This is a genomic window from Microbulbifer agarilyticus, from assembly GCF_001999945.1.
GTDB classification, from domain to species: Bacteria; Pseudomonadota; Gammaproteobacteria; order Pseudomonadales; family Cellvibrionaceae; genus Microbulbifer; species Microbulbifer agarilyticus_A.
In genome coordinates this window covers 356305-381841 of record NZ_CP019650.1, presented here as the reverse complement: position 1 = coordinate 381841, position 25537 = coordinate 356305, and the positions used below count along the sequence as shown (strand labels likewise).

The window sequence follows — 25537 nt, the reverse complement described above, 5'->3', positions numbered from 1 at the left end:
GTATATCGAACGCCAACTTAGGCAACAATTAATTAGCGCCAATTCACACTAACCATTGGATTACATTTTCTTACAGCACTATTTTTTGAATATTTATTCTTCGAATTTATACTTGCGTACCATTTTTGCGCCAAGAGAAATAGCTCTTGGTACAATCGTTCCAAAATTTCGCCACAATGAAAAAGACCGAACAAAAGAGCTGTCCGGGCATATGTTGATATTAATTCGTGCCAGAGTCATTTTTCTATTCAGTATTTAAATGCTTAACCCGGATTCTTGTAGTTTAGAATTAGTGCCAGAGTCGATTTAATAATTATAAAAATCAGTTTTTTTTCGCCATTTCGTCTGCTTAAATTCTTCTCGCCCCCCAATATGGCACCCTGAACTTCCGCGGTCGCGGTGGCAAAGGATTAACCACCCATAGAAATCAAACAAAAGGATTTAGCATGGCTATCTACATGAACTTCAATAACAAAACCCCGGCCGGTAACGTGACCGCAAAAGGCTATGAAGACTGGATTGAAGTTGACAGTTTCAACTTTGGCGTAGGCCGTGGAATCACCATGGAAGCTGGTGCTGTGGCAAACCGCGAAGCGACCCGCCCAAGCCTCAGTGAAGTGACCGTTACCAAGCGTATTGATGCAGCATCCGGTGGCCTATTCAAAACCTCCGTTACTGGGGATGAAGGTGTAAAGGTCGAAATTCACGTTGTCCAAACTGGTGCAAATTCGGTTGAGAAGTTTGCAGTTTATTCACTTGAGGATGTACTCATTTCTTCATACAGCATTGCCGCGTCTGCCGGCGGTGCACCCATGGAATCTATTTCTCTGAGTTTTGCCAAAATCGAGGCAGACCTCAACCACGCAGATAAAACCAACAAGAATCCGAAAAACATGCGTGTTGGTTACGATCTCACTACAGCCACACCGCTGTAAAACTCTCGCACTGCATATTAGCCGGGCTTCGCAGGCGACTCTGCGGGGCTCGGCTTTTCGCTATGTTAGATTCATATTTATTGGTTTTAGTAAATTTGTGCGCACTGCGTAGGACACGGAAATCCTGGACTTGATCCGAAGTCTGGAATCCAAACGGATTTGGTACTTACATGCCTGGACTCAGTCAAGATAAACGAATGATTCGGACACAGTGTCCGATCGGAAAAGATATATTTATCGCAACGTCGATTTCAGGGGAAGAGCACATATCCGCACTCTACTGCTATCAATTGCGCTTACTTTCCGACAAGCATGACATCACCCAAAATATGATTGTTGGCAAGCCATTTTTTATATCAATACATAATGGCGATGCAGAAAAACATATAGAGGGATTTGTTACCAACTTTTCGATGCACGATGTAAACAGCGAAGGACTTCGTGAGTACACGGCAACAATTCAACCAGGGCTATGGTTTACCCATCTGGCCGGAAAAAATAGAATTTTCGAAAACAAATCGGTCATTACGATTATTGAGGAAGTACTAAAGGAATATTCAGGAGTTGTAAAATTTACTGAGAATCTCAGTTCAAACTACCTGAAGCGAGAATACTGCGTTCAGTTTAATGAGAGCGATTACCAGTTCGTCACTCGCCTTATGGCGGAAGAAGGCATTGCCTACTACTTCCTTCAGACCAGCAATAATCATGAAATGGTCATCTGTGATGATCATAAGCACTTCTATGACTGCCGTGGAGAAGCACTCGAGTACGACGGTGGCGGGACACAACCGAACAAGTACTCGGTACATAGTTGGCGTAGAGAATTTAACTATCATGGGGGCGGTTTCGAATTTAAAGATTACAACGAATACACCCCAGCCAAAGATAATGTGCAGAATGTAAGCACCACTAGCAAGCTTAATAGCGTTGATACATACACCCAGAGTGTATATGGCCGCAATCATTTCGAGGGCAAGAATGATGGGACCCACCTATTTCAGGACAGCCATCACAAGACAATAACCGAGCGAACCGTGGAATCGTTAGAAGCAGGTTTTGATTCAGCGCATGGGACCAGCGACTGCGGCGAGCTTGCTGCGGGTGGCCGATTTGACCTGGCACACACGCTCAAAACAGAAAAAGGTACGTATTTAGTCACCTCGCTTAGACTAACCGCTTCTGACAGTAACAGTGATGAATCCACCTTTCACAACGCTTTCAAATGTATTCCCGACAAAGTAATGCCACGTCCCCAGAGCCCAACTTCGCCACACAAGATTCTCCATCCACAGGTAGCGAAGGTTCAGGAAGTGAAGGCCACGGAAAGCTCTGGCTCAGAAGATAGATATACCCAGCTTAAAGTGCAGTTTCCCTGGAATTCCAAGCAGAATAGTTGCTGGATCCGCGTAATGCAGTCGTTCTCTGGTAAAAACTGGGGCGCGAGCTTTGTTCCTCGCGTCGGCCAGGAAGTCGTTGTGAGTTACATAAATGGGAATCCAGACCGTCCACTGGTGACAGGCGCAGTATTTAATACAGACAACCCTGGGCCCCAGTACACAGCAACGCAAAGTGGGTGGAAAACCCAGATTTCGGGTAGCAAATTCAATGAACTTCGCTTCGACGACAAGAAAAATAGCGAAGAAATCTACATGGAAGCCGGTAAGGATCACAACTATATGATCCACAATGACCAAACCGGAATGATCGACAACAATCAGTCACTAGAAATCAAGAAGAACCGTTCCGTTACCATTGCAGAGGGCAACGAAAGTATAACGCTTTCCAAGGGTAATCAGACGGTAGATATTAAGGGTAATCAATCGGTTACGCTTAAAAGTGGAAACCAGTCCCTCAGTGTCAAGACCGGGAAACAAACCATCGATGTGATGGGTGCAATCAAGATAACCTCAAATACGTCAATCGACCTGAAAGTCGGCGGCAATAGCATTTCAATCAAACAGACTGGTATCGAAATCAAAGGCGTAATGCTGTCGTGTAAGGGCGACGCTACTGCTGAGTTGAAAGCCAGTGGCATGCTTACTCTTAACGGTGGCATCACCAAGATTAACTGACGGATACCACAATGACAGATCTTGTGAAAGTTGAGGCAACGACCGCTGACGAGCTACTCGCGCATATAGAGATCAGTGAAGAGGGGCAACCGCATTTGGTGGGAGATACCGCCCCTGAGGTGAGTATTCTCCGCTTGATGGATGCATGCTGCTTTGGAGACGCGGTAAAGCTACTTGCAGCGGGTCTACCCAAACGTGAAGCTGTTTGGTGGGCGTGCTTGAGTGCCCGCGATATACACAGCCCTGAAACAGACGAAAACAATGTGAAGGCGCTAGTTGCAGCTGAAAACTGGGTAAAAAGCCCATCTGAAGAGCGCCGCTTGATCTGCAAACAGATGGGTGAAGTAACGAAGCATAAAAGTCCTGCAAGCTGGGCAGCTACAGCAGCATCTTGGTGTCACGGTAGCCTTGCGGGGCCGAATGATCCGGTAATTGAACCTCCCTCGCACCTCTATGCACATGCGGTTGCCGGCAGTGTCTCCCTCGCCGCGGTACTCAGCGACCCGGTGACACCCTCCGGCGCATTTAAGCGATTTTTGCACCAGGGCCTTAACCTCGCACGTGGCGGCAGTGGTAAATCCGAGTAAGTTGTGATGATCAACCAACTCTACACGCGGTAAATTTTACTACCAGCTAAGTCATAAGAAGAGTAACTCATGGGTAAACCCGCCTCACGCATCACGGATATGCACGTGTGTCCAATGGTAACCGGTACAGTGCCGCATGTTGGTGGCCCTATAGTGTCACCAGGTGGGCCAACCGTATTAATTGGAAATATTCCTGCAGCAACTGCCGGAAGTACCTGTACATGTGTCGGTCCGCCTGATTCCATCGTAATGGGCAGCACTACCGTATTGATTTCAAATAAGCCGGCCGCTCGAATGGGCGACAGTACCGCCCACGGTGGTAAAATAATTATCGGATACCCGACGGTTCTGGTTGGGGGCTAACCGCGGCCGGTGATCTACATCGGTACAACCAAGCCAGAAAAAAGGCCGCGAAATTCGCGGCCTTTTTTATAGCCAACTAGCCTAACTGGTAGGTAAAGCCGCCACCCTCTCCCGCGCCAATATGTACCGTGTGGATTTCCTCACCACGGGCCATTCGATCGAGACATTCACTGGCCAACGACGGCAGTATCGACCGGTTAAGAATGATTTCAATGTTCCGCGCACCAGTGTCTGCTTCCTGACAGCGTGCAACAATGTTAATTAGTACATCGGGTTCATAAGTAAACTCTGCGCCGTAATGCTCTTTGACCCGCTTGCTTATGCGGTGCATGTTGATTTTACAAATCTCAACCAGATCTTCATCATCGAGTGGATAATAAGCAATGACATTGGTACGCCCGAGAAATGCCGGTTTAAATTTTTTCAATAACTGCGGCCGAATATTATCAAGTAGTACCTCAGGTTCCGGTTTATCCTCCACCTGGTCAAAGATAGCTCGAATCGCATCTTCGCCCGCATTTGAAGTCATGATGATCACGGTATTCTTGAAATCGATATCCCGCCCTTCACCGTCTTTGATCGTGGCCTTGTCAAACAGGTTATAGAAAATATCCTGTACCCCTGGATGCGCTTTCTCCATTTCATCCAGCAGTATCACGGAGTAGGGTTTACGCCGAGCAGCTTCGGTCAGCACACCCCCTTCGCCATAGCCCACATAGCCCGGAGGCGAACCGAGCAGCATTGATACCTTGTGCTCCTCCTTGAACTCCGACATGTTAATTGTTGTTATGTTCTGCTCGCCACCAAATAATGTGTCTGCCAAGGCAAGCGCCGTTTCCGTTTTACCGACACCGCTGGTACCACAAAATAAGAATACACCCACAGGCTTGCGAGGATCGGTGAGACCGGCACGGGACATCCGAATTGCCTGAGCTACGGCTTCCAGAGCGTGCGGCTGACCAATCACCCGCTTATTGAGTAAACCAGCGAGGCCCTGAACGGCGAGGATTTCATCCGATACCATTTTGCCGACGGGAATACCGGTCCAATTGGCGACCACCGCAGCAATTGCTTGCTCATCCACAGTCGGTTGCATCAAAGGGGAATCACCCTGGATCTGCTGCAGCTCTTCATTCAAGCCCAGAAGTTGCTGCTTCAGGTCAACCAATTGTGACTTATCCTTGATACCTGCCCCCTCTGTAATGTCAGCCGATTCGGCATTTTGCGTAACCCTGAATAGCTCATCAATCTGGTCGCGCAAGTCGCGAATCTGATCGATAAGCGCGGTCTCCTGCTGATACTGCGCGCGAAGTTTCTCCAAACGAATTTCTGCATCTTCTTTTTCGGCTTGTAGCGTAACAAGCGTATCTTCGTGAGCGCCTGTAGCGGCATTCTCACGGCGCAGTTTTTCCATCGTCTGTGTGCGGCCAGTAATAATTCGCTGTACATCTTCGATGGGACCAGGCGTGGCCGACAGACTCAGTGCGACACGCGCACACGCAGTATCCAGGAGACTCACGGACTTATCCGGTAGCTGGCGACCGGGTATGTATCGGTGGGAAAGCTTTACGGAGGCGACGATGGCCTCATCGAGAACGCGCACACGATGATGTGATTCGAGGCTAGGGGATATTCCACGCATCATGTCGATTGCTTTTTCCTCATCCGGCTCTTCGACCTTGACGACCTGAAACCGGCGAGTCAGCGCTGGATCACGCTCGAAATATTTTTTGTATTCAGCCCAGGTTGTTGCGGCAATTGTCCGCAACTCGCCACGCGCGAGCGCAGGTTTAAGCAGATTGGCCGCGTCCCCCTGCCCTTCCTTGCCACCGGCACCAATCATGGTGTGGGCTTCATCAATAAATAAAATTATCGGGGTGGCTGATCCCCGTACTTCCTCGATAACAGACTTCAGGCGATTTTCGAACTCACCTTTGACGCTCGCTCCAGCCTGTAACAACCCTAAATCGAGAGTACGCACCGTAACATCCCGCAAAGGATCCGGAACATCACCGTTAGCAATGCGCAGGGCAAACCCTTCCACAACTGCCGTTTTCCCGACCCCCGCTTCTCCCGTGAGAATGGGGTTATTCTGGCGACGGCGAGTAAGAATATCGACGCACTGGCGAATCTCCTCGTCGCGCCCCAATACCGGATCAATCTCCCCGTTGCGCGCCCGTTCTGTCAGATTTACCGTGTATTTGTCCAACGCGGGAGCGTTACTGGCCACGACCGCTGCAGCCGCTGAACCTTCGCTCGCTTCGCTGGACGTCAAGTGGTGTGATTCCGCCGTCTGTCCAAACATGACACGTGCGGTTTCGCGAATTGACTCCGGAGCAATAGTCCGTAAAACGGGCGTACTATCGAATATCTGGCGGCGAGAGGTCTCGTCCAACAACAAGGCCGCTAGCAAGTGACCAGAACTAACCAAACGATGGCCGAAATCAATTGAAGCCAGCATCCAGCAATTCTTGCCGGCTTCCACAATCCCGGGCGAAAGCGCTGGTGGACGACTGCTACCCGCTTTGAATGCGGCAACAGACCTCGCAAGTTCCTTGGCAAAGTGAGACGGATTAATGTCATGCTTTTCTAGCAAGTGAAACAAGTCTGTATCAGACTTATCCAAAAGTTTCAGTAGCCAATGCTCGATTTCCACGTTGTATTGGTTTTGTGCCAGGCAAATTCCTGCCGCGCCCTCCAGAGACTCCCGCATATGCGGTGTCATGGTTTCTACGAGGCGCTTGAGATCGATATTGATCATAGAAAAGATTCCCTTTTATATGCTGCACATCGAGACAAATTTCGATGGCTTCCATGTTGTAGTTGATGGGCATTTGGTCCGCTTGCTTATCCCAACTTGACTTATGCCGACGGTAACGCCTCATCTGGTGACATTTGATCCGCACTCAAACTGATATATACCTGGTCACCACATTTTTGCTCGCAAGACATATGTGTATTCCAACCGAGTAGGGGCTTCGTCGCGCCCTGGTGGCAAAGCTGTACCGGTTCAACTTGATCAGTAACCAGGGTCGCCGATATCTCAAAGTCCATTTCTACACCAGCGCAAAGCTGTACAAATGCTTTCAATGCTTCCAATTTGCGTCCACCCGGCGCCATAGCCATGTGATCGTCATAGCCCATCGGCTCAATAACCACGCGGAACTTGTTTTGTGCCTGGAAACAGTGAGTCCCAATAATGGTATCCATGCCCAGGCGGTTGTTCACTCCCTTTGGTTTTACCGTGCAAGGCAGACGGGTCAATACATCTGTGGGCAGTTCATCCCACTGCCCCTGAAATTGATCGATGGAAACTGTAAGCCCGAAAAACTGCCTGACCATCTGTGCGAGACCAGTCGCAGAGCACTGTTGCCGGCCGAGGTGTCCCGCAAGCCCAAACACTGCATCATCCGGTACCGGCAATCGGTAACGGAGCTCACTGGTTCCCATTCCAGCAATGGAAGCAAGTACTTGTGTAAAGAGATCTGTCTCTTTTTCCAAGCGTAAATGTGATTGTTCATAGTTCACCGGCAACTGATATTTTTGCCATGCGCGATATAGCAGAGAGATATGCCGATGATTAAATAGGTCTAGAAAATCCTTTAGCGCAGAATTTTTTTCCTTTAACTCCTGTTGTACAACTTCGGTCATGAAATATGGGAGAACACCCTGACTGCCGGCCAGTCCGGAGAATCCGACTTCCATTTCCCATCTATTGGTGCCGCCCTCACTCGTATCAGCGGTGCAGTTATCTTCGGATTTCTGCAAGCTAAGTACATCTGCACTAACGAAAGCCAGTGAGGTTTGCGATTTAAACCGAACAAGTTCGTTGCAAGGTTGGGTCGCGCTGCCAAGGCGGCTATTCGCATAGGGCGAACTGTCTCCAGGAGTGAGTATGGTGGACTCCAGTAGACGTACCGCCTGAAAGAATTCAAACTGGTACGGTGATGCCTGGAGTTGTGCGATTACACTAGCGCTTTGTCGCCTGCCCGTGGTGGCCATCGCTTCAGCTCTCCATCTCGGCCGCTCAACTTTGCGATCAACCGGGTAAATGAATTAATCGAACAGTACAATCCCAGAAAACGCTCTATCACGCTTGCGAGTAACAGTGCACTTGTGCCTTTGATCATCATCGAATCCAACACAACAGTAACTTCCGTTCCTCGGCAAAGTACTACACTGCCATCGATCTGGATCGGCGCAGTGATCGGGCGCGTCTCAAGCTTGAGCAATGCCTCAATGAGGTTCCGGGTGCTTCCGGAATTACGAAAGTCGTATAAACGCAAGATTTCCTTAAAGGCTTCCGTTCCACCTTCACCACTGAGAGAGAGATGATTCAAATTGAGATGGGAAACCAGGCGCCAGTAACCACGGGCGCGGCGGGGAGGACGTAGCGTTTCTGTAGGTGGAACCACACAGCAAATACGCTGCGCGGGTGCATCGCCGTCAACAATCGATAGATACGGCTGTGCATTACCGGTAGGCAGTTTCTTTGGCAAGTTGCGATTACTACAAGTAAGTTTGAGATCCAGTGTCTGACCTGTCGCCTCGAGCGGCTGGAAACCTAGGTCCACCAGGCTGATATCTACTTCCGATGCCTGTTCATTACCGTGCTCGCCTTCCGTTATCTCGCGACGACGTGCGTACCAGAATGCATTCTGCATACTACCTGATTGGCTATGCTGTAAACCGTAGAAGGGACGATAGCGTGTCATATTACCGCCCGTGTCTGTGCCATTCACCTGGTCGACTGAATAGACCTCGAGCCCATCGCCGCGGCGAACATCCGGCACCACGTGATACTGGTATTGGCGATAGTCCACAGGAATTGGGTCCGCACTCTGGGAGAACAGGTTGACCACCGGTGTACATCCGAGTGCGAACATATCCGGGTTTATCTGCTTTTCAAGCTCTTCATGAGTTTCTGAGAGATAGAAATACAGATTCAACGTGTCGCCATATCGGGCATCTACGGCCTCCTCAATCTCGGCGATATCGATAAACTGAAATTTTTCGGGAAAGGAGAAATATTCAGTCAACAACCGATAACCCAAGAATGCGGTATCCGGATAGGGAAGTATGCCCTCATTGCTGCCAAGCCCGACTTGTTGAACGCACTCCGGATCCAAAACAACCGGCGCCGCGTCACCTTCACTGGTTGCAACAACCACTTTTACGCACTTGGTCAGCAAAAGGTCATAGAGCTCACAAATATGGCTTGGTAAACCGCGCAGATAAAATCGCAATTTGTTCAGGGAAAGATCGGAAAAGTTCACCTCACTGCTAAGAGTCTTGAGGGACAGCTTTAGAACTCCATTGGCGCCTTGAATATCATTGCATGCGGGTGCGATAAATGGCCGTGCCATCAGGCTAGCAGACTCTACTTTGAATGGAGCAACATCGACGGGATAGCAGCTGCGAAAACGACACGTCTGCCCCTGGAAGCTTTGTGACTCGAGCATAAGATTTGATTCGAGTCGCACAACCCCATCAAGGTCCACTTCAGGCTCAAATTGCACAATCGCACAAGACGGTATTGGTCGCAGGTAGTGTGGATATAAGGTTTCCAAAATCGCGTCGGTGAGTTCAGGAAAGTCATCGCTTAACTTCTGCTGTACCCGGGCATTCATATACGCGAAGCCAGACAACAGTCGACCAACTAGCGGATCATCTACGGTTTCCGCATCGAGCTGCAGGCGGGACGCGGCAGCTGGGTGCAAGCGCGCGAACTCGCCCGCGCTCTGCTGTACGAAGGCCAACTCGCGCTCATAAAGATCAATCAGTTTTTCACTCATTATAGAATCTCCGAAACATCTACGAGTTGAGTGACTGGATTAAGCGTTGAGTCAAAAACAATGACTTCGGACGCTGGGTTTACATGCAGAACAGCTTCTACACGGAAGCGTATGCTGGGGTCCTCTACATCAACCTTTTCTTGCGTGGATACTTTTACTGAGCGTATTCGTGGCTCAAACTCAAGAATCGTTTGTTCAATATCACGGCAGAATCGAGTGCGGCTATCCGCCGATGTCAGGTTGATGGTAGACAGGTCCGGGAGGCCAAAATCGATATTTGAGCCTTCCAGGTTTTGATGTGCCTCAGGCGGGGAGATACAGCGATAACGTGTGTTAAACAGGTATTCGAGATCACGCCTTACACCTTCTCGCAACTGTCGCAAGACCTGATGCGGACGCTGCAAGTCAATCTGGCCCGATGACTCCAAAAGCCGATCCAACAACGGTGCGATAAGACGCTTTTCCCGGGCCATTAGTTCGTTGCCCCTACACCAATTTGTGATAATGCCGTAGTGAGCTTTAGTTCCGACACCAGGTGGTCTACTGTGTAGTGCGTTTTCAGGTGGATAACACTCTGGTAACTCCCCACTTTTCCCGGTTCATCGACAACTCTTACCCGCGCTTCCCGCAGAGGGTATCGCGCAAGCATTTCCCAGGAGAGGTCTTCACGGCCTGTGGTATAGCGATCCATCCAGTGCTGTAACTGGCGCTCGCAGTCGGCCGCATTGATATAGGCTCCAACTTTGTCCCGAATCATCACTTTTATGTAATGCGCAAAGCGGGATGCACACAGTATCTGTTGTAGCATGCCGCTAATTCGCGCATTCGCCTGAGCAGCCTTTGAGCGATACTGTTTTATTTTCTGTAGCGAAGGGACACTGTTAAAGGCACTGTACGGCGTATCGTAGCAATGACTAAGGCTAATAAAGCCAAGATCGCTGAGTTCTCGCTCCACAAAATCGGTAATTAGAATGGAGGTCGACATCCTCTTAAACTGGGGGGTGCTATCTATGTGATACCCCAGCGCAGGTAGCTGGGTAACCAGGCCGCCGCCGAGGTGATCCCTAGCCACCCCGCGAATATGAGAAAACCAACCCACTTCGTCGAATTCGCGCATTAGGACTGTCCCAAGAGAAAATACGCTGTTCCCCCACAGGTACTTTCCGCTATCGGTGCCCGTAACCTGCTCCTGAAAGCGCAGCCCTTTGTACCTGGTAAAGCCCTTTGTGTACGGTTCTCGCATCAGTACTTGCGGTAAGGTAATCCCGATAAACCGGCTATCTTCAAGCTCGCGTAAGCTATTCCAGCGGATATAGTGTTTTTCGCGGAAAATTTCATTGTAGTCCATCGGCTTGGCGAGATCGTTGTAGTGATCCACACCAAAGAGTTGGGGCGCCGCACTACAGACGAAAGGCGCAAATGCGGCCGCTGCTGTATGCGCTATCCCTTTTAGGGTAAAGACATCGTCGTAGGGGTGCCCCTCATATGGTCGGTGGGAAATGTAGTAATCACCAAGAAGTAGACCGTAGGGCTCACCACCAGGTGTTCCAAATTCTTCGTTGTAAATGAGATGAAAAAAACCAGACTGATCAAAATCAGGTGCGCGCTCTATATCACGCGCCAAATCGCGCCAACTCAAGTCGAGGAGCTTTATTCTGATATTGTCAGCACTAGGTGCCTCCTGGACCAGAAGAAATAGTCCGCGCCAGCTCGCCTCTAGACGCTGAAACTTTGGAGTATGGATAATCTTGTTAAGCTGCTCGCTGACTAATGTATCCAGCTCACCAACCAAACCGCTTATCCACTGACGAGCGCAGCTGCCGTACGTTGCCTCGCTATCGTTCTTGGCACTAACCAAAAATTCAAAAGCACGCAAATCATCGGGCTCTTCAAGAAATGCCCGCAGCCAATTCGCGCTGGATATATCGTTACTCGATACATCACTGTCACAATATGAACTGTTAGAAACGGCAGGCAAGATAGAACTCCCGAAGTCCTTGGGTCAGAAATGGCATTGAGCGCAATCTCGGAGCAGAGTGTTTGGGGCCGTTACCGGCCCCATAACCCTTAACCCGCGGACGGAATATTGGCAACCATGCGCATGGAAGTCGTGAGTTCTTCCATTTGCAGCCACGGCTTAAGGTAGGCCACCGCACTGTAGCAGCCAGGCTGTCCAGGTATCTCCTTCACCTCGACACGGGCTTCTGCGAGCGGATACTTGGCCTTCATTTCCGCGCTCGCTTCAGGGTTCGAATTGGTGTATTGCGAAATCCACTTGTTTAGCCAACGTTCGCAATCACCGGCCTCCATAAAGGATCCCACTTTATCCCGTGCCATCACCTTGAGATAATGCGCAATACGGGAGGTCGCCATCAGATAGGGCAATCGCGCGGAGATAGATGCATTGGCAGTCGCATCAGGATTATCAAATGCCTTAGGTTTCTGCGCACTTTGGGAACCAAAGAACACAGAGTAATCGGTGTTCTTATAGTGACACAGGGGCAAAAAGCCCTGTGCACTGAGCTCTGCTTCACGGCGATCAGTAATCCCTATCTCAGTGGGACACTTCTGATCGAGGTCACCGTCATCACTTTTGAAGACGTGGGTGGGGAGGCCTTCCACTTTACCGCCGCCTTCGGCACCGCGAATGGCTGTGCACCAGGAGTTCTCTGCAAATGCCTGAGTCATGGTTGTGCCCATGACGTAGGAGGCATTCATCCAGCAGTACTGATCGTGCTCCGCGGGCTTGGAAACACCAGACTCATCGACTTCAAACTCTTCAAAATTGAATGACTCCACTGGCTTGGTATTCGCACCATAGGGGGTCCGCGCAAGTGTACGCGGCATAACCAATGTCACGAAGCGAGAATCGTCACTGTCGCGGAAGCTACGCCACTTGATATACTCGCCAGATTCGAAGATACCACCAAGGTCACGGGGCTTGGAAAGTTCGGTAAAATCATTGAAGCCGAACATGCCAGCACCGGCAGCGGAGATAAACGGGCAGAACCCCGCTGCAGCGACGTTCGACATCTTACTGAGCAGCTCGATATCTTCCGGATGACTGGTGAATTCGAAATCACCAATCATGCAGCCAAAAGGCTCACCACCTGCGGTACCAAACTCCTCCTCATAAATCTTCTTGAAGGTCTGGCTCTGATCAAACTCCACCGCCTTGTCCAGGTCGCGGAACAACTCGCGCTTGGAGAGGTTCATCATGCGAATTTTAAGCGTCGCACCGGTTTCCGAATTCATAACCAGGTGGTTTAGTCCACGCCAGGATCCCTCCAATTTCTGGAACTTTTGGTCGTGCAAAATTGCGGACAGTTGACGCGACATTGCCTGGTCGATTGCCTCGACAGCCTTGTTTATGGTTTGGGTCAAATTACGATCCCAAGTCAACGTACCCTGCAGCGCCTGAGTGGTCAGGTTGGCAATCAAATCCTGCGCCTCATCGGGCTGGGTCTGCTTGGTCGCGCTGATTGCCTGTTCAAGTAGGTTAACCGACTGCTCTTCTGCTTCCTGTTCCGCTACATTTTCAACTTCGGTACTCATTACGCGTCCTCTCCCTTATCTTCACCAAGCCCTAACTGTTCCGAAATTGCACTTACATTTTCCGTGCTCTTGAGAATATCCTCGAGCACCTTCTCCAATTCTTCCGAGCGGTCAGCCTTGCTCAACAGATCGCGCAATTTACTGCGAGCTTCAAGAAGTTGCTTCAGCGGTTCTACCTGATCAACAATTTGTTCGGGAGTGAAATCATCCATGTGATTGAAATCAAGATCCACGGCCATCTTGCTACCGTCATCTGCAAGCGTATTTTCCACTTGCAGATTGAGCTTTGGATTGACCTTGGTCATCACATCATTGAAGTTGTCGCGGTCGATCTGAACAAATTTTCGCTCTTTCAATGGACGACGATTTTCGGTGTTGTCACCGGAGTAATCCCCCATCACTCCTGTCACGAAAGGCAGCTCTTTTTTTACCTCCGCACCATTCGTTTCCACGTCATAAGTGATATGTACCCGCGGCTTACGCACACGCTTCAGTTTGTTATGAATACTCTCGGACATCGGGCTCTCCTTTCCTCAATTCGGGGATGGTGATGATTTTCTTGGGTCTACCAACTGGGTTCGGCGGACGAGGTGGACGGTGTTTCCGGCTGATCCGACCAGCCTCCGTCACTGTCGTCGGCTATTGGCGCAGCCGATAACTCGGCTGCCTGGGAGGGACTGGATGCATTTACCTTCGGGGGAGCTACATACCGCTGACTGTCGCTCCCATCCAGAAGAACACCTGTCAACTGCGAATAAATCGCTCGGGCTTGGTCGTCGGGCAACAATTCCGTCATCAGTTCTGCAACCGTCATTCGGCCCCAGCTGATTAACCTCTCAAGACCTGGCGCCAACGGTGTATGGGGCTCATAAGTGCGGAAATAGCGCGCTGCTTTTTCCAGTAGCACCAAAGCCTCTTCACGTGAAGTGATAGCACCGCTGGGCACAGATACTTGCTGCATCATCGCGGCGACTTGCTGCATTCCTGGCTCTTGCACGTCGTCACCCGCCGAGGTTTCTGTCACCTCAGGATCCGAACTCAGCGACTCAAGCTGCACACTATAAATAAAACGGGTTGTGCGTAAGACTTCGTCCAGGAGACTGGTTATATTCGAGAAAGGTGGTGCATCATGTCCACAGCGCTCTCGCAACGTCTCATTGATTTTCTTATAGGTTGACAGGGCCTCCTCAAGAGTGCCCACCAGGTCGTCTGCCCATTGCGGAGCGGCACTATTTGAACACTGTTCAAACTCGCCGATATCGTAGCCTAAGGTTTCTATCCTCGCAGATTTTCCATCTGGATCTGCAATCTTGTCTGCGTCCCGGGCCTGTTGGTATTGGAAGAATGAAAATCCACCATAATCCCCGTGAGGAGTAATTTCCGCGCTTCTAATCGGCAAAAGCAAGGTGCCGTCCGCGCCATCGCCATTTAGACCGGTAAGCGGGGCGACTTTTGTTTCCATGCCATCTTCGTCTGGCTCTGGATACAGACCTTCCCAGAATTTCTCAATCAGGCCATTGATCAATAAAATTCCATCGCGCAAGCCAGCAAAGCCATGGAGACGAATTAGTGCCTCTGCATACCAGCTTGCCACTTCTAGATCTTTGCTTTTTTGACGCAGGATCTTTTCGGCGGTTGCCGCAACATCGCGCCAGGGTGCAAGCAAATCGATATCGCTTTCATCAAACATGGCCGAGCGCTCGGCGGCACGGGCATTATTGCGCGCGTCTTTGATTGTGTAATAGTCAGATGTAGGAGATCGATCGTTACGGATATCCTCTCCTTGAGCACTATCTCCCGCTACATCGTGTAGTAGGGCATCAACATCAACCACGCTGGCAAAGGCCATAGAAATTCCTTTTTCTAGTCTTTATCGCTGCATCTCTGCAAAGCAGCGCACTATCGATTATTGACAGGTCAGGCCCGCATACGGCGCCTATGTTGCAATACGGTCCGAGATGTAGGCCGCGACATAGGCCGCAGATTCACATCACGCGGCGCTTGCGTATTGACGACATCCAGGCTTGAGACAACGCCAAGGAGCCGTTCACGATTTCTATCGAAGTCCTCGGATTCACACCAAGCAATCTGCGTAAATACTCGCCCGCCTTCACTATTGCAGGCGACCAGGTACCTAACTCTGACCTGGTCAATTTCAGCAGCCAGTTCCCCAACAAACCCCTTGAAACCCGCCCGCCGTAGCGATGTGACCGCGCGCCTGATTTCTCCGCAATGAACTTGTTCAACACACTGCCTTAACTGACGGCAGCAGTAATTTTCCAATGCGGCAGATGAATCAATACTCTGTACCGGCTGCGATAAAACCACATGGAATGTATTTTCATTCAAGTTGCCTACCTGAATCATTGCCCGTCGGTTTAGACCACATAGACGTTGCCACGGAAAAGGAACCTTCAGGCTACAGCTGCCGTCACTTGCTGCTATCTGACTTGTTTCGTTTTTTACTACCTTCGTTGAATCGGTGTACTGCGGTGTCTGATCCTCTGAAGTTACGCATGTCGATCCGCTGGATGATTGAATAACTTCTGCACTCCAACCCGCAGCTCTAAATAGCTTCACAAGACGATCTGCTTCACCTTTCATTCCAAAGCGCTTCACTGTCGGATTGTGGGCGGAGAGCAAGCGATTAATGTCGTCGAATTCGAGACCGAGCATTTTCGACAGACGCGAGATACCCTCTCGCCGGCTTATTCCGTCACAAAGATTCCCGGTAAATACGACACGAAAACCTCTCACAGACATTTTCTTCCCTAAAAATATAACCCCACCATCCATTGGGGGTTAGATGACAATACAACTGGCGCATTTCGAATAAACCAACATTCCAATTTCGCCGCATATAACAGGTACATTTGTACCGATTAATCTTCGCGTAGATACAATATTTTATCGAAATAAACTGATCAAAAAAGATCTCTTACATCACTAATACTTGTAATTCGTTATTTTTATTGGCACGGACATACCAACTAAGTTAAAAATGAAGCAGAAATGAAGCGAGTTTTTTGGCAAAAAACCCAAGCAGTACGGCGGTCAATTTTCATTTGTGTCGTCAGCTAGGCTAACCCAATGCACTACCAGCTGCGATGGCCTGCTCCCAACATGGCACAATAGACCGATGGATCTGGTAAAGAACTACACAGCATAGTAGTCGGCGGGAGAAATTCGGAACCTGAACACCACCATAGACTGTGGCTGCCCGCATTACCGTTAAGCATTTTTTCAACCAAGAACGGATAACTGTGTTCTATTTCCTTAGCGCCATTAACGGTTATGAGTCCGTCCTGACAGCTACCGGAAATCTCAGCAGCGCCGCCAGCCGTTGCGGCGGGAAATTTTCCTAGAACTTGGTCCACTAGAAGCATGTTCTCTAGCGTTTGTATCGCAAGATCGGATAGTTCTTCGTACCAAGTTTTTTGGTTCGCCATCACGGAAAAGATATTCACGTCTTCTGGTTGCGACGCGGCAAAGGTGAGTGGGTAATAGCGCCCTACACTATCCACACTCGGTACAAGAACACCTGCCCAGCCCTGCTCATCCAAAACCCCTGGTGAAAATGCGAAGCGCCAAATCGGACTGGTCAGGTAATAATCCAGCCACCCTTCACCAATCATTTCTCTAGCCCCGTGCACCGCTCGTTGGAGCCACTCATCCCAGGGTGTAAGGAAGCTACCCGGGAAATTTCGCTGAACAAAATCCCCATGTGCGGGCAGCTTTCCAAATATACCGTTGGTGTACATCAGCATTTACCGCTAGCTATAAGACTTGCGGACAGCGATATGCTGCCAACAGGTTCCAATCGAACGGGTTATAAGCGCTGGAAGAACGAACGCGAAACTGCGCGGAACGGCCCTCTTCGCGGAATGTAAGTAGATATTCGTTATTACTGCGCCCACGCTGCATTTCCGTATTACCTAGTAAGCGATACCAGGCCCAATCACCTTCAAAATGCTGGCGATGCACCGTCTGGTTAAGGTCTTCAAAAATGATGCGCGCCCGATTGGACTGGCCGCCGCGCCAATCTAGATTACTTGTGGTACGGGGGCCATGGGAATATGGCACACGCTGACTTCCCAGCTCGAGCGTGAACAACCGTACACCAGAATCTAGCTTTGTGGGTTCTATACGGAAGCCATAACCCGCTTCTTCCCCTTGAGCAAAGAGCGTCTTGCGGATGATTTCGGCGCGCTGCAATTGCGTCAGTGAGCTTGATGAAATTCCAAGACTGCGTCCTTCCAATGATCGAGGCTTCCAGCTACGCGTATCGATGAATGGCTTCAAGTATTCGTTTACAAACTGCTGCTCCACCCCCCCGGGCTTAAAGTATTCATTGAATAGCATTACCGGAGCTTCCAGCTCACTACGGCTCTGTAGTGGGAATCGGTTAGCCAGGCTCCGGCTGAAGACGCTATATACTTGTTCTCGCCAGGCTCTGTCCACATGGCCTTTTGCTTTCGCCATGACCAATGCCCAACTGTTGTCCGCGACCTGCTTCAACCAGTTGTCGAAAGGTGCAGGAGCCTTGCTGGCCTTGATATGCAACTGCTTGATCGCATCACTGGCGCCGGAAAAGCGTGCCTTGGCTTTATTGAACGCAGCTTCGCTCGCATCAACACCGCCATCGATTTCCGTAAGGTAGTCATGCACCTGTGCTATAGCGATAAGATATTCCTGTACGCGTGCGGGCCGCCCCTTCTCGCTCTTAGTCAAGCGATGTAACTCTTCGAAACGAACGTCGACGAGGTTTGGCGTGTACTGGTTTGTAAGCGCGTTTGTAGCGCCCGCCACAGCGGCTGCTCCCAAGCGTCGCGTGGTACTTGAAACTGGTAAGGGAACACCTTTCGCATCCAGCGGCACTGCAGGGCGTTGGGTCAATTGGGTGTTGTCTGACGTGATTTCAGCGATAGCAAGTAATGGGGAATACACCGGGTCTGCCAGTTTCGATAGCACCGTGAGTGCATCCGTCGTTGAGCTAAAACGGGTCAGTGAAAATCCGTCGAGAAAATTCCGCCAACGCTGCTGATACTCCGCAAGATATATACGTTTGACTTCGTCACCCAGCTTGTCTCTATCGGCCTCGCTGAAGTCTTCACCATCAACGCCATTTCCATAAATCCAGCGCTCCTGCGCGAGTTTCTGCAGTAGTTCTGAGTCTGCGCCGAAATCGAGCTCCTTGTATCCTGCTTTGGTGTACAAGTACGGAATCTGAAAGCGCGCGCTGGTTGAGTCGATACCGAAAAGCTGTTGCGTATCGCCACCCACATCACTATACAAATCAATATAGGTCTGGCCAATTTCACTGCGCTTTAGTTGTCCATAGAGACGCTGAGGCACTGGTATGCGACGCAATTGTTGACGTGCACCGGCAACTACCCGGTCATCTGGCATACGACCTGTAGGCATAGGACCGGTCAGGAGACGGTGTAAATGTCCGCGCAATGACTCCTGCTTTATCGCCTGTCCACTCAGTTGTTTTGTCCACACCTCCTCAAAATATGTCTGTAGCACATCGAGATCTCGCTTTTCATCGTCGAAGAGCATGAGATAAGTTTTTAGGGTGGAGACCAGAGCTGGGTCAGCACTACCCATTTGCACAAGATCGCGCTCAATTGTCGTTTGTAGAGCAGGTAGGAATAGCGTGTTCAATTGCTCTCGATACAGCGCGTCCGCCGCCCGATCTACTCGATCATCATAGAGGCCCAGATTATTTAACCAGGGATGCTCTTCTTTCTGGTAAACCTGTGCTGCAGTGTACAAATGATCCAGCTGGGGTAGGGTCACTATCGGCGAGACGGGTCGTCCAAGCAATTCTGACTGGAGCATTTCAAAGTCTCGAATGTTGTCCGCGACTTCTCCCATGTACAGTTTGTTCTGGGCAAGGCTTCCCGTCCATAAGAAGATTGCGCCGACAAAAACTGCAGCTGAAGCGGCATATACAGCGCTGCGTAACCAACGGGTCACGCGTTCAAGTTTTCGATTTACTCCGACCAACTCAGCTTCAGGAAATACCACGTCTTTTAGCAATCGATTCAGAAAATAACTTTTACCGGCTCCCTGGAATTTCGGAGCGACCTCGCGCTCTAGATTGAAGTCCGCGCTCACCGACGCCATCATGCGATCGATCGGACTACCCTCTTGCGTGCCACTACTAAAATAGATGCCTCGCAGCAATGGCACAGTATCGTAGCGATTCGAACTAAATGCCTGACGCAGGAAATCGGAAAGAACGTTTTGTAGGCTCTCCATACGCGCCGGAAAACCTTGCAGTAAAGCGCGTTTTTCGATATTTCGCTCTTGGTTAACTCGCCACAGAACACGTTGGTTGAGGCGGCCGATCAACGATCTGAACTCGCCAGCGAATTCATCCAATGGGGCTCCATCACCAGGGCTACTTTCTTCGGGAAAGCTGATTCCCCAGACTTGCTCGCGCTCGGCTTGCGAAAGGTTATCAAAAAACTCACTGAACCCTGCAACAAGGTCGCACTTGGTGAAAGTGAGGTAAATCGGAAAACGAATACCCAGCTGTTGCTGCAGTTCGTTCACCCGTGCGCGGATAGTTTTCGCCTGATGCATACGCTGTTCGGTCGACTGCACCATCAAGTCTTGCAGGCTGATGGCCACAAGCACACCATTGATGGGACGCCGGCGGCGGTATTTCTGTAGCAGTGAGAGAAACGCCTTCCAGGCACTATTATCATGCACGCGGTGGCTATCTTGTGTCGTGTACCGACCTGCCGTATCAATCATTACCGCATCATTGGTAAACCACCAATCACAGTTTCGAGTACCTCCCACGCCACCGAGTGCCTCTTTCCCATGACTCTTCTCCAGCGGAAATTCCAAACCAGAGTTAGCAAGCGCAGTAGTTTTTCCCGACCCGGGAGGACCGATAATGATGTACCAGGGTAACTGGTAAAGTGAGACCTGCCCTCGCTCTGAGTGAAAGCGAGCTTTGCGCAACACTTTCATCGCGTCGCGAAAACGGTCCGATAGTGCATGTAGTTCTTCCTCACTACGTGCTTGATCGGGATCTTTGGCCGGGTCTTCTCTTGAAGATTCAATACTCTCAATCAGCGCTTGGTTCTGTCGGCGCTCAACAAGCCATTGCGCTAAGTTCCACACAACCCAAATGGTAAACAAAAATACAATGATCACCAGGCGCAGCCCCTTGGATAGGGTTGCATTATCACTACCGAACTTGATGTACCCTGCACCGAACCAGATCAACAGTGAAAGTGCGCTCAGCCCAATCAGGCCGAGCACCCATTTATTTGAAAAGAAATTGGCCAGACGTTTCATTGTGCTTTCCAGCCCCTACTGTTGCTCTATGTTGTGATATGGCTTGCGCTCCGCGGATCTTGTGTTATCCGCTGTCAACGCCTGAATTTTTGCGGCAACGGGGGTTGCACTTTGGTATAGCCACCAACGGTAGCCACTAAACGTTGCCACTAGCACGCCGAATACGACACTGGCGACAACCCAAAGGGGCACGTATTGAATTAAACGCGTCTTTCTTTGCACACAGCCTTGCCAGCGCGGTGACAGGTCGCGGTCCATCGGCGGTCTGTGACTTTCGATGGTGCGATAAAGGTTGTCACGAATTTGTTCCAGCTGTTCATAACCACGCGAGGCCAAGCGATACTTTCCCTGGAATCCGAGGCTCAGGCACAAGTAGAACAATTCCAGTAGTTCAATATGTGATCCTGGTGTTTCCAAGGTACGCTGTAAAATAAGAAAACATTTTTCACCACCGAACGTCTCTTTGTGGAACAAACTCAATAGCGAATGCTGGCTCCAGCCACTCGCACTACCCCATGGAGTAGATAGCACCACTTCATCGACAACAGTGCACAAGAGGTAACGCGCTGTCAGTACCGTCTCCTGTGGCAATGACAACTGCTTTGCGTTGCGCTCAAAGGATTGGATCTCCCGAGTGAGGCGTTTGTGGAGGTCCGGGACGTTGCTGTGGTTCATGGTGGTGCGCAATTTGATGATCGCACCCAGTAACTTCGATGCTGCTGATATCAGCGGGTTCAAGCTGTTGCGAATATGCAAGTCTGCAGATTGCTCGCCGGCCGTAAAGTTCTGCGCGCGTAGCTGAGCGCCCTGTACCGGCGCGGCGCCTGGTGTTGGGACCATGACGGTGCGATCTGCCGCACCGGGTGCGGAATAGGTGTCATTGCTCATCTCAGTTGTTCCTTATGGCCCAAAGCTCCATAGCCAATCCGGGAAACTCCGCCCCGAGATGAACAGCAAAGCCACCGGAGCGCTGCATGGCCTGCCAGAGGTCTCCGGTACGCTCCAACTCGAAGTAAGTAAATCCGGCGTGGTACGGAATCTGACGTGGTGCAACCGGCAGTGGGCGTACACTGAGTCCCGGCAATTGTGCAGAGATCAATTCGCGAATGGCCTCAACCGGTGCAACCTTTGCTTGTCCTGGGAAGCGGCTGCGCAATAAGTCCCCCGGCATGTCGGCTTTTGCGGCCAGGACAAAGCTCGCTGTTTTTACCAGCGATGGGTCCGTAATCGGCGCAACATAGATTCCGAACTTGCGCTCGACCAGATCCATCGGGATTGCTGTCTGCTCCAGCACCGTTGACAACGACTGACGTAACGCCGAATACAGCCCGGAAAAACTTTGCTGCAGGTTTTCATGCATGTAATTCGGGATCTCGGGTGGGCGCTTGTTAGCAGCGGTAAATGTGGATAGCTCACCCGCTAGCTGTAACAATTCGATAAACAAGGTGTGGGGATGCAGCCGCGGTTGAGCGGTGATCTGTTTGAGCATCGGCTCAAATCGGTTGACCACCTGCAGTAACAGGTAGTCTGCGATTTCAGCAGATCCACTACGACCGCTATCACTCAGGCGATGGCCAAGAGCGCTACCTCGATGGTCTAGCAAGCCCTTTACTTCCTCAATGTAGGCCTTTATCACGGCCGACGTATCGGCATTTAATAGAGGCGGGATATAGTCTGTATCGAGCTCTATAGGCTTCTCCGGCTGCCGCTCGCGGATTCTCGCAATCCCGATTGCGGCATAACCACTCAAGTCTTCGCTACCCAACTTGAGACAGGTGCGCAACTTGCCTACCTGAATACGCGCGGCTTCACCGGAAGAGGAAGCACTATTACGCGCATCGAAATTAAATGCCTGATAGCGCGCTTGGGAAAAATCTTCCTGATCCCGCACGGATTCCTGGCTGCCGGGTCGCTTCATTGGAATACACAGGTAGACGACTTCATCGCGGGTATTGACCGGCACGTCCAAGACGTCCGGTAAGTTTTCGTTCTCCGGCGACAGCATCGGCGTGCCATCGGGGAAAATTGCACTGATACGCGACAGAGACAACTTGCCCATTGCCATTGGTTCACTGTCAATCGCAAGCTCAATCAGCCCCCATGTATATGGACCGAGGGCACCGGTACGCGCTTCCAGTACCTGCTCCAGATAGCGGTCCTGCTGCTGGAAATGCTGAGGGCGAAGGAACATACCTTCGCTCCAGATTACTTTGTTTTTCGCCGACATACGTATTCCCTGTTGCGGCGCGAAGCGCTTGCTTCGCTTGAATGGCAGATCAATGATTGATAAGGAATCAACGCTTGTTCGGCTGTTTTAGTTCCCGCAGACGCTCGTACTCTGCACTGGAAATCGTGACATTCTTCTCTTCATTGCTGCGTCTTTTATTCCGCGCACTGGCATTTCGGTTACGCATTGACAATGCCTCTGCGGATAACATACGTGTGCCCTCTAGGGTTATCGCATAGTCGTTCTTACGGTGATCGGTGATGGGCAATAGCATCAGGGCTTCCGCGCGTTGGTACTGAACAAACTCAGCGAGCAAGCCTATATATTTGACCTCAGGAGAGAGAACCAATTCTTCCAGCCTCTGCTCACCGGGTGCGAATTCTTTCAGAATGACAGTATCAATTAAGTCTTTACCCAGGCGAGATTCTGCGTTCTCGTACAAGTTCAGGAACTCTTCGCGAGAAAACTGGCGGTCATCGGCCAACATAAAAACTCGTACCACCACGGGTGACGCGCGCCCGTCATTATCCGGGTTTACGTCCTGTTCTATTTCCAGGTTGAGGGCAACACTGGTATCAAAATTCAGTGTTCGACGAGTGGTCTGACACGCGGCAAGAGTTAACGCTAGCAAAAGGACCAATACCAGCTTCAGAATTTGTTCAGTTTTCACAATATTCTCCGTATTTAGGTCTACAGAAGTTTTCAGATACTTATGGCTCTTGATACCTATCTTCTGTAAAAATATTCGATTTCGATTCCTGCTCACTTGTTAAAAGCTCGTGAATTTTTCAACTCTGAAAGCTGGTTTTCATAGGTGGAAGCAAATTCTTCACCAAACAGACGCCGATAGCAGCTATCAGGATCACTCACCAACTCACGGTATGCCTCAACATAGTTGTCCCAATTTCGTGCACTTTTACTGGAAAATACTCCGCTTTGGACACCGCCACGCCGTTCTATATTGTCCGGATTAAAATAACGTAACATTGCCTCGTAACCGGCGCGCATTCCCGACAAGACCGCCACCTGATGATCCGAAAGATCATCGAAACCATCTCGCACCGCATCTACCGGAGTCATAAAAGCACTATTGCCGGTAAACATCGCGTCCAATGCATCCCTTGCAGTAGCGCTGAACTTGAGCGGATTATTTGCCTCCGTCTGGATCATGGTGCGCTGCACCCGCAATTCATTTTTGATACTGGTTCGTGCACGCAGCAGGTCGATCAGCCGCCCCACGCTCTCTTCGACAATCGCAGCAGTCTGTCTGTCAAACTGTGTCAGTTGATCTCCCTGTAACGCCACTCCGAGCTTCTGGGCCAGAAACGGCATACTGTCTGCCGTAGAGGTTTTCTGTGGCACCACCTCCGGCGAAGGACGCATCGTCGTGGCCATCGACGGAGTACTGAATTGCTGGGATCCCTGAGCGACACTCGCCCCTCTGTTAGATACAGGGCCCAAACCAGCATTCTCCATGCCGGAGAAGCTTTCGGGCGCGGGCTGACCTGAGGCAGGCACAGCGCCCCTGTGTAATGATGACAGTGCGATATCAGCGCTTTCGCTTCCATCGCCTCCAACGCCGCCATTGCTCCCCGCACCTCCTTCCCCAAGTACCGGGGCGCCAGCAATTTGATTACCAGCCACTTCTGAGAATGATTCGGCAAAAGGGTTCTCTTGCGGATTAACGCACGGGGTGTTCGACAGCTGTGGATGGAGATTGTCGGGATTGCACTTGGCTTTCGGCGCAGATATTGAGTGCTCGTCAAAATCCGAACCAGCGGCCGGGCGCCTTGCAAAGGGACGTTCAGGGGAAAGCGTCGGTGACGACTGCTGCGGACGGATCTGCATGGAATGATTGTGGGCGGGCGCATGATCCTGTTCACTGCCATCTTTCCACCAGGCGTCGTCATCGCCCCAACTGTTAGCCAATGCAGGTGAGGAAACGGATTCAGGAGACGAATTACCACCTAGATCCGCAAGTGGGTCAAAATCACTGTTGCCTAAGGAGCCGCCAAACAAACCGTCCTGTGCGGACCTCCCAGCCCCCATGACCTGCAATGGATCAGTAGGCTGCTCTTGCCCGAGAAAGTCCTCTAATGAATTATTTGTCTTACTCTCATTTTCGCTGACCAAGTAGCCCCACTCACCGCTATGATTTTTTGCGGCAGCGGCACCGGGCTCCAACCAACTATCGAGCTCTTGCGCCTCTTTATTACTTTGCATCTTTGCCGCAGCTTCCGCGCTAAATGTGGTGCGATCAGCACTATCAAGAAAATCTGCGCCACCCACCCCCTTGGGTAACGGACTATCGGGTTTTGGCTTACGTACCGAAACCTTGAGCCTATAGTCTCCCAGCGCGAGCACGTCGCCGTCCGCCAACGGAATCTGATTACCATTGCCAACCGGACTGCTCGATTGATTGTGGTATGTGCCGTTAGTACTCACGTCTTTTAAAAAATAACGACCATCAGAAAAGATGATCTCAGCATGACGCGACGATACTACTCGCTGAGGGTCAACAAGCACCCAGTCATTGCTGTCAGCGCGGCCAAAACTCCCGCCCTGCGGAGTGAAAAGCTTGGTGTGCTTTTGCATATTTGACCCTTCGGGGTCCGCGATGACTGAAAGCAATAGATCCATAATAGTCAGGCTCGCATACTAATCACGCGTGGCAACGATA

19 protein-coding genes are annotated in these 25537 nt (G+C 50.6%); 4 read left to right on the top strand and 15 right to left on the bottom strand.

Going from position 1 to position 25537, the window contains the following annotated elements:
• The first annotated feature begins 446 nt into the window (after nucleotides 1-446).
• From Mag101_RS01580 to Mag101_RS01565, 4 genes are all read left to right on the top strand, one after another.
• The gene (locus Mag101_RS01580; protein ID WP_077399851.1) at nucleotides 447-935 is read left to right on the top strand and encodes an Hcp family type VI secretion system effector; all 489 of its coding nucleotides are present in this window, start codon (nucleotides 447-449) and stop codon (nucleotides 933-935) included.
• Nucleotides 936-1105: 170 nt separating this feature from the next.
• The gene (locus Mag101_RS01575) at nucleotides 1106-3010 is read left to right on the top strand and encodes a type VI secretion system Vgr family protein (RefSeq protein WP_077399848.1); all 1905 of its coding nucleotides are present in this window, start codon (nucleotides 1106-1108) and stop codon (nucleotides 3008-3010) included.
• A gap of 11 nt (nucleotides 3011-3021) precedes the next feature.
• A complete protein-coding gene (locus Mag101_RS01570) occupies nucleotides 3022-3597 on the top strand; it encodes a DUF6931 family protein (protein WP_077399845.1) in 576 nt (191 codons plus the stop codon).
• Nucleotides 3598-3666: 69 nt separating this feature from the next.
• Nucleotides 3667-3960, top strand: a complete 294-nt coding sequence (locus Mag101_RS01565; RefSeq protein ID WP_077399842.1) for a PAAR domain-containing protein — start codon at nucleotides 3667-3669, stop codon at nucleotides 3958-3960.
• Between the two features lie 76 nt (nucleotides 3961-4036).
• Here Mag101_RS01565 and tssH read toward each other — a convergent pair whose 3' ends face one another.
• The 15 genes from tssH to tagH form a co-directional block, all read right to left on the bottom strand.
• The gene (tssH, locus tag Mag101_RS01560) at nucleotides 4037-6721 is read right to left on the bottom strand and encodes a type VI secretion system ATPase TssH (RefSeq protein WP_077399838.1); all 2685 of its coding nucleotides are present in this window, start codon (nucleotides 6719-6721) and stop codon (nucleotides 4037-4039) included.
• A gap of 101 nt (nucleotides 6722-6822) precedes the next feature.
• Nucleotides 6823-7962, bottom strand: a complete 1140-nt coding sequence (gene tssG, locus Mag101_RS01555; protein WP_077399836.1) for a type VI secretion system baseplate subunit TssG — start codon at nucleotides 7960-7962, stop codon at nucleotides 6823-6825.
• Entirely contained in the window at nucleotides 7926-9755 is a 1830-nt protein-coding gene (gene tssF, locus Mag101_RS01550; protein ID WP_077399833.1) for a type VI secretion system baseplate subunit TssF, read from the bottom strand. The genes tssG and tssF overlap by 37 nt, the downstream gene beginning before the upstream one ends.
• A complete protein-coding gene (tssE, locus tag Mag101_RS01545; RefSeq protein ID WP_077399830.1) occupies nucleotides 9755-10228 on the bottom strand; it encodes a type VI secretion system baseplate subunit TssE in 474 nt (157 codons plus the stop codon). The genes tssF and tssE overlap by 1 nt, the downstream gene beginning before the upstream one ends.
• Nucleotides 10228-11733, bottom strand: a complete 1506-nt coding sequence (gene tssC, locus Mag101_RS01540; protein ID WP_157520100.1) for a type VI secretion system contractile sheath large subunit — start codon at nucleotides 11731-11733, stop codon at nucleotides 10228-10230. Before tssC (Mag101_RS01540) ends, tssE begins: the two co-directional genes overlap by 1 nt.
• An 89-nt stretch (nucleotides 11734-11822) precedes the next feature.
• The gene (gene tssC, locus Mag101_RS01535; RefSeq protein WP_077399827.1) at nucleotides 11823-13310 is read right to left on the bottom strand and encodes a type VI secretion system contractile sheath large subunit; all 1488 of its coding nucleotides are present in this window, start codon (nucleotides 13308-13310) and stop codon (nucleotides 11823-11825) included.
• Complete coding sequence (gene tssB / locus Mag101_RS01530; RefSeq protein WP_077399824.1) at nucleotides 13310-13828, bottom strand: type VI secretion system contractile sheath small subunit; 519 nt, start codon at nucleotides 13826-13828, stop codon at nucleotides 13310-13312. The genes tssC (Mag101_RS01535) and tssB overlap by 1 nt, the downstream gene beginning before the upstream one ends.
• A gap of 47 nt (nucleotides 13829-13875) precedes the next feature.
• Nucleotides 13876-15159, bottom strand: coding sequence for a type VI secretion system protein TssA (tssA, locus tag Mag101_RS01525; protein ID WP_077399821.1), 1284 nt, complete (start codon nucleotides 15157-15159; stop codon nucleotides 13876-13878).
• Between the two features lie 68 nt (nucleotides 15160-15227).
• Nucleotides 15228-16073: a hypothetical protein gene (locus Mag101_RS17745; RefSeq protein WP_157520097.1), complete on the bottom strand. Its 846-nt coding sequence runs from the start codon at nucleotides 16071-16073 to the stop codon at nucleotides 15228-15230.
• A 332-nt stretch (nucleotides 16074-16405) separates the two neighbouring features.
• Nucleotides 16406-17071: a type VI secretion system-associated protein TagF gene (gene tagF / locus Mag101_RS01520; RefSeq protein ID WP_198040046.1), complete on the bottom strand. Its 666-nt coding sequence runs from the start codon at nucleotides 17069-17071 to the stop codon at nucleotides 16406-16408.
• Nucleotides 17072-17087: 16 nt separating this feature from the next.
• Complete coding sequence (gene tssM, locus Mag101_RS01515) at nucleotides 17088-20630, bottom strand: type VI secretion system membrane subunit TssM (protein ID WP_077399815.1); 3543 nt, start codon at nucleotides 20628-20630, stop codon at nucleotides 17088-17090.
• A 15-nt stretch (nucleotides 20631-20645) separates the two neighbouring features.
• Nucleotides 20646-21518 (bottom strand): type IVB secretion system protein IcmH/DotU, encoded by an 873-nt coding sequence (icmH, locus tag Mag101_RS01510; RefSeq protein ID WP_077399811.1) that lies wholly within the window; start codon nucleotides 21516-21518, stop codon nucleotides 20646-20648.
• Nucleotide 21519: 1 nt separating this feature from the next.
• Nucleotides 21520-22821 carry a type VI secretion system baseplate subunit TssK gene (gene tssK, locus Mag101_RS01505; RefSeq protein WP_232325092.1) on the bottom strand — a complete coding sequence of 434 codons (1302 nt, stop codon included), beginning with the start codon at nucleotides 22819-22821 and terminating at the stop codon, nucleotides 21520-21522.
• A gap of 103 nt (nucleotides 22822-22924) precedes the next feature.
• Nucleotides 22925-23527, bottom strand: coding sequence for a type VI secretion system lipoprotein TssJ (gene tssJ / locus Mag101_RS01500; RefSeq protein WP_232325091.1), 603 nt, complete (start codon nucleotides 23525-23527; stop codon nucleotides 22925-22927).
• A gap of 92 nt (nucleotides 23528-23619) precedes the next feature.
• Nucleotides 23620-25497: a type VI secretion system-associated FHA domain protein TagH gene (gene tagH, locus Mag101_RS01495; RefSeq protein ID WP_077399805.1), complete on the bottom strand. Its 1878-nt coding sequence runs from the start codon at nucleotides 25495-25497 to the stop codon at nucleotides 23620-23622.
• Between the last annotated feature and the right edge of the window lie 40 nt (nucleotides 25498-25537).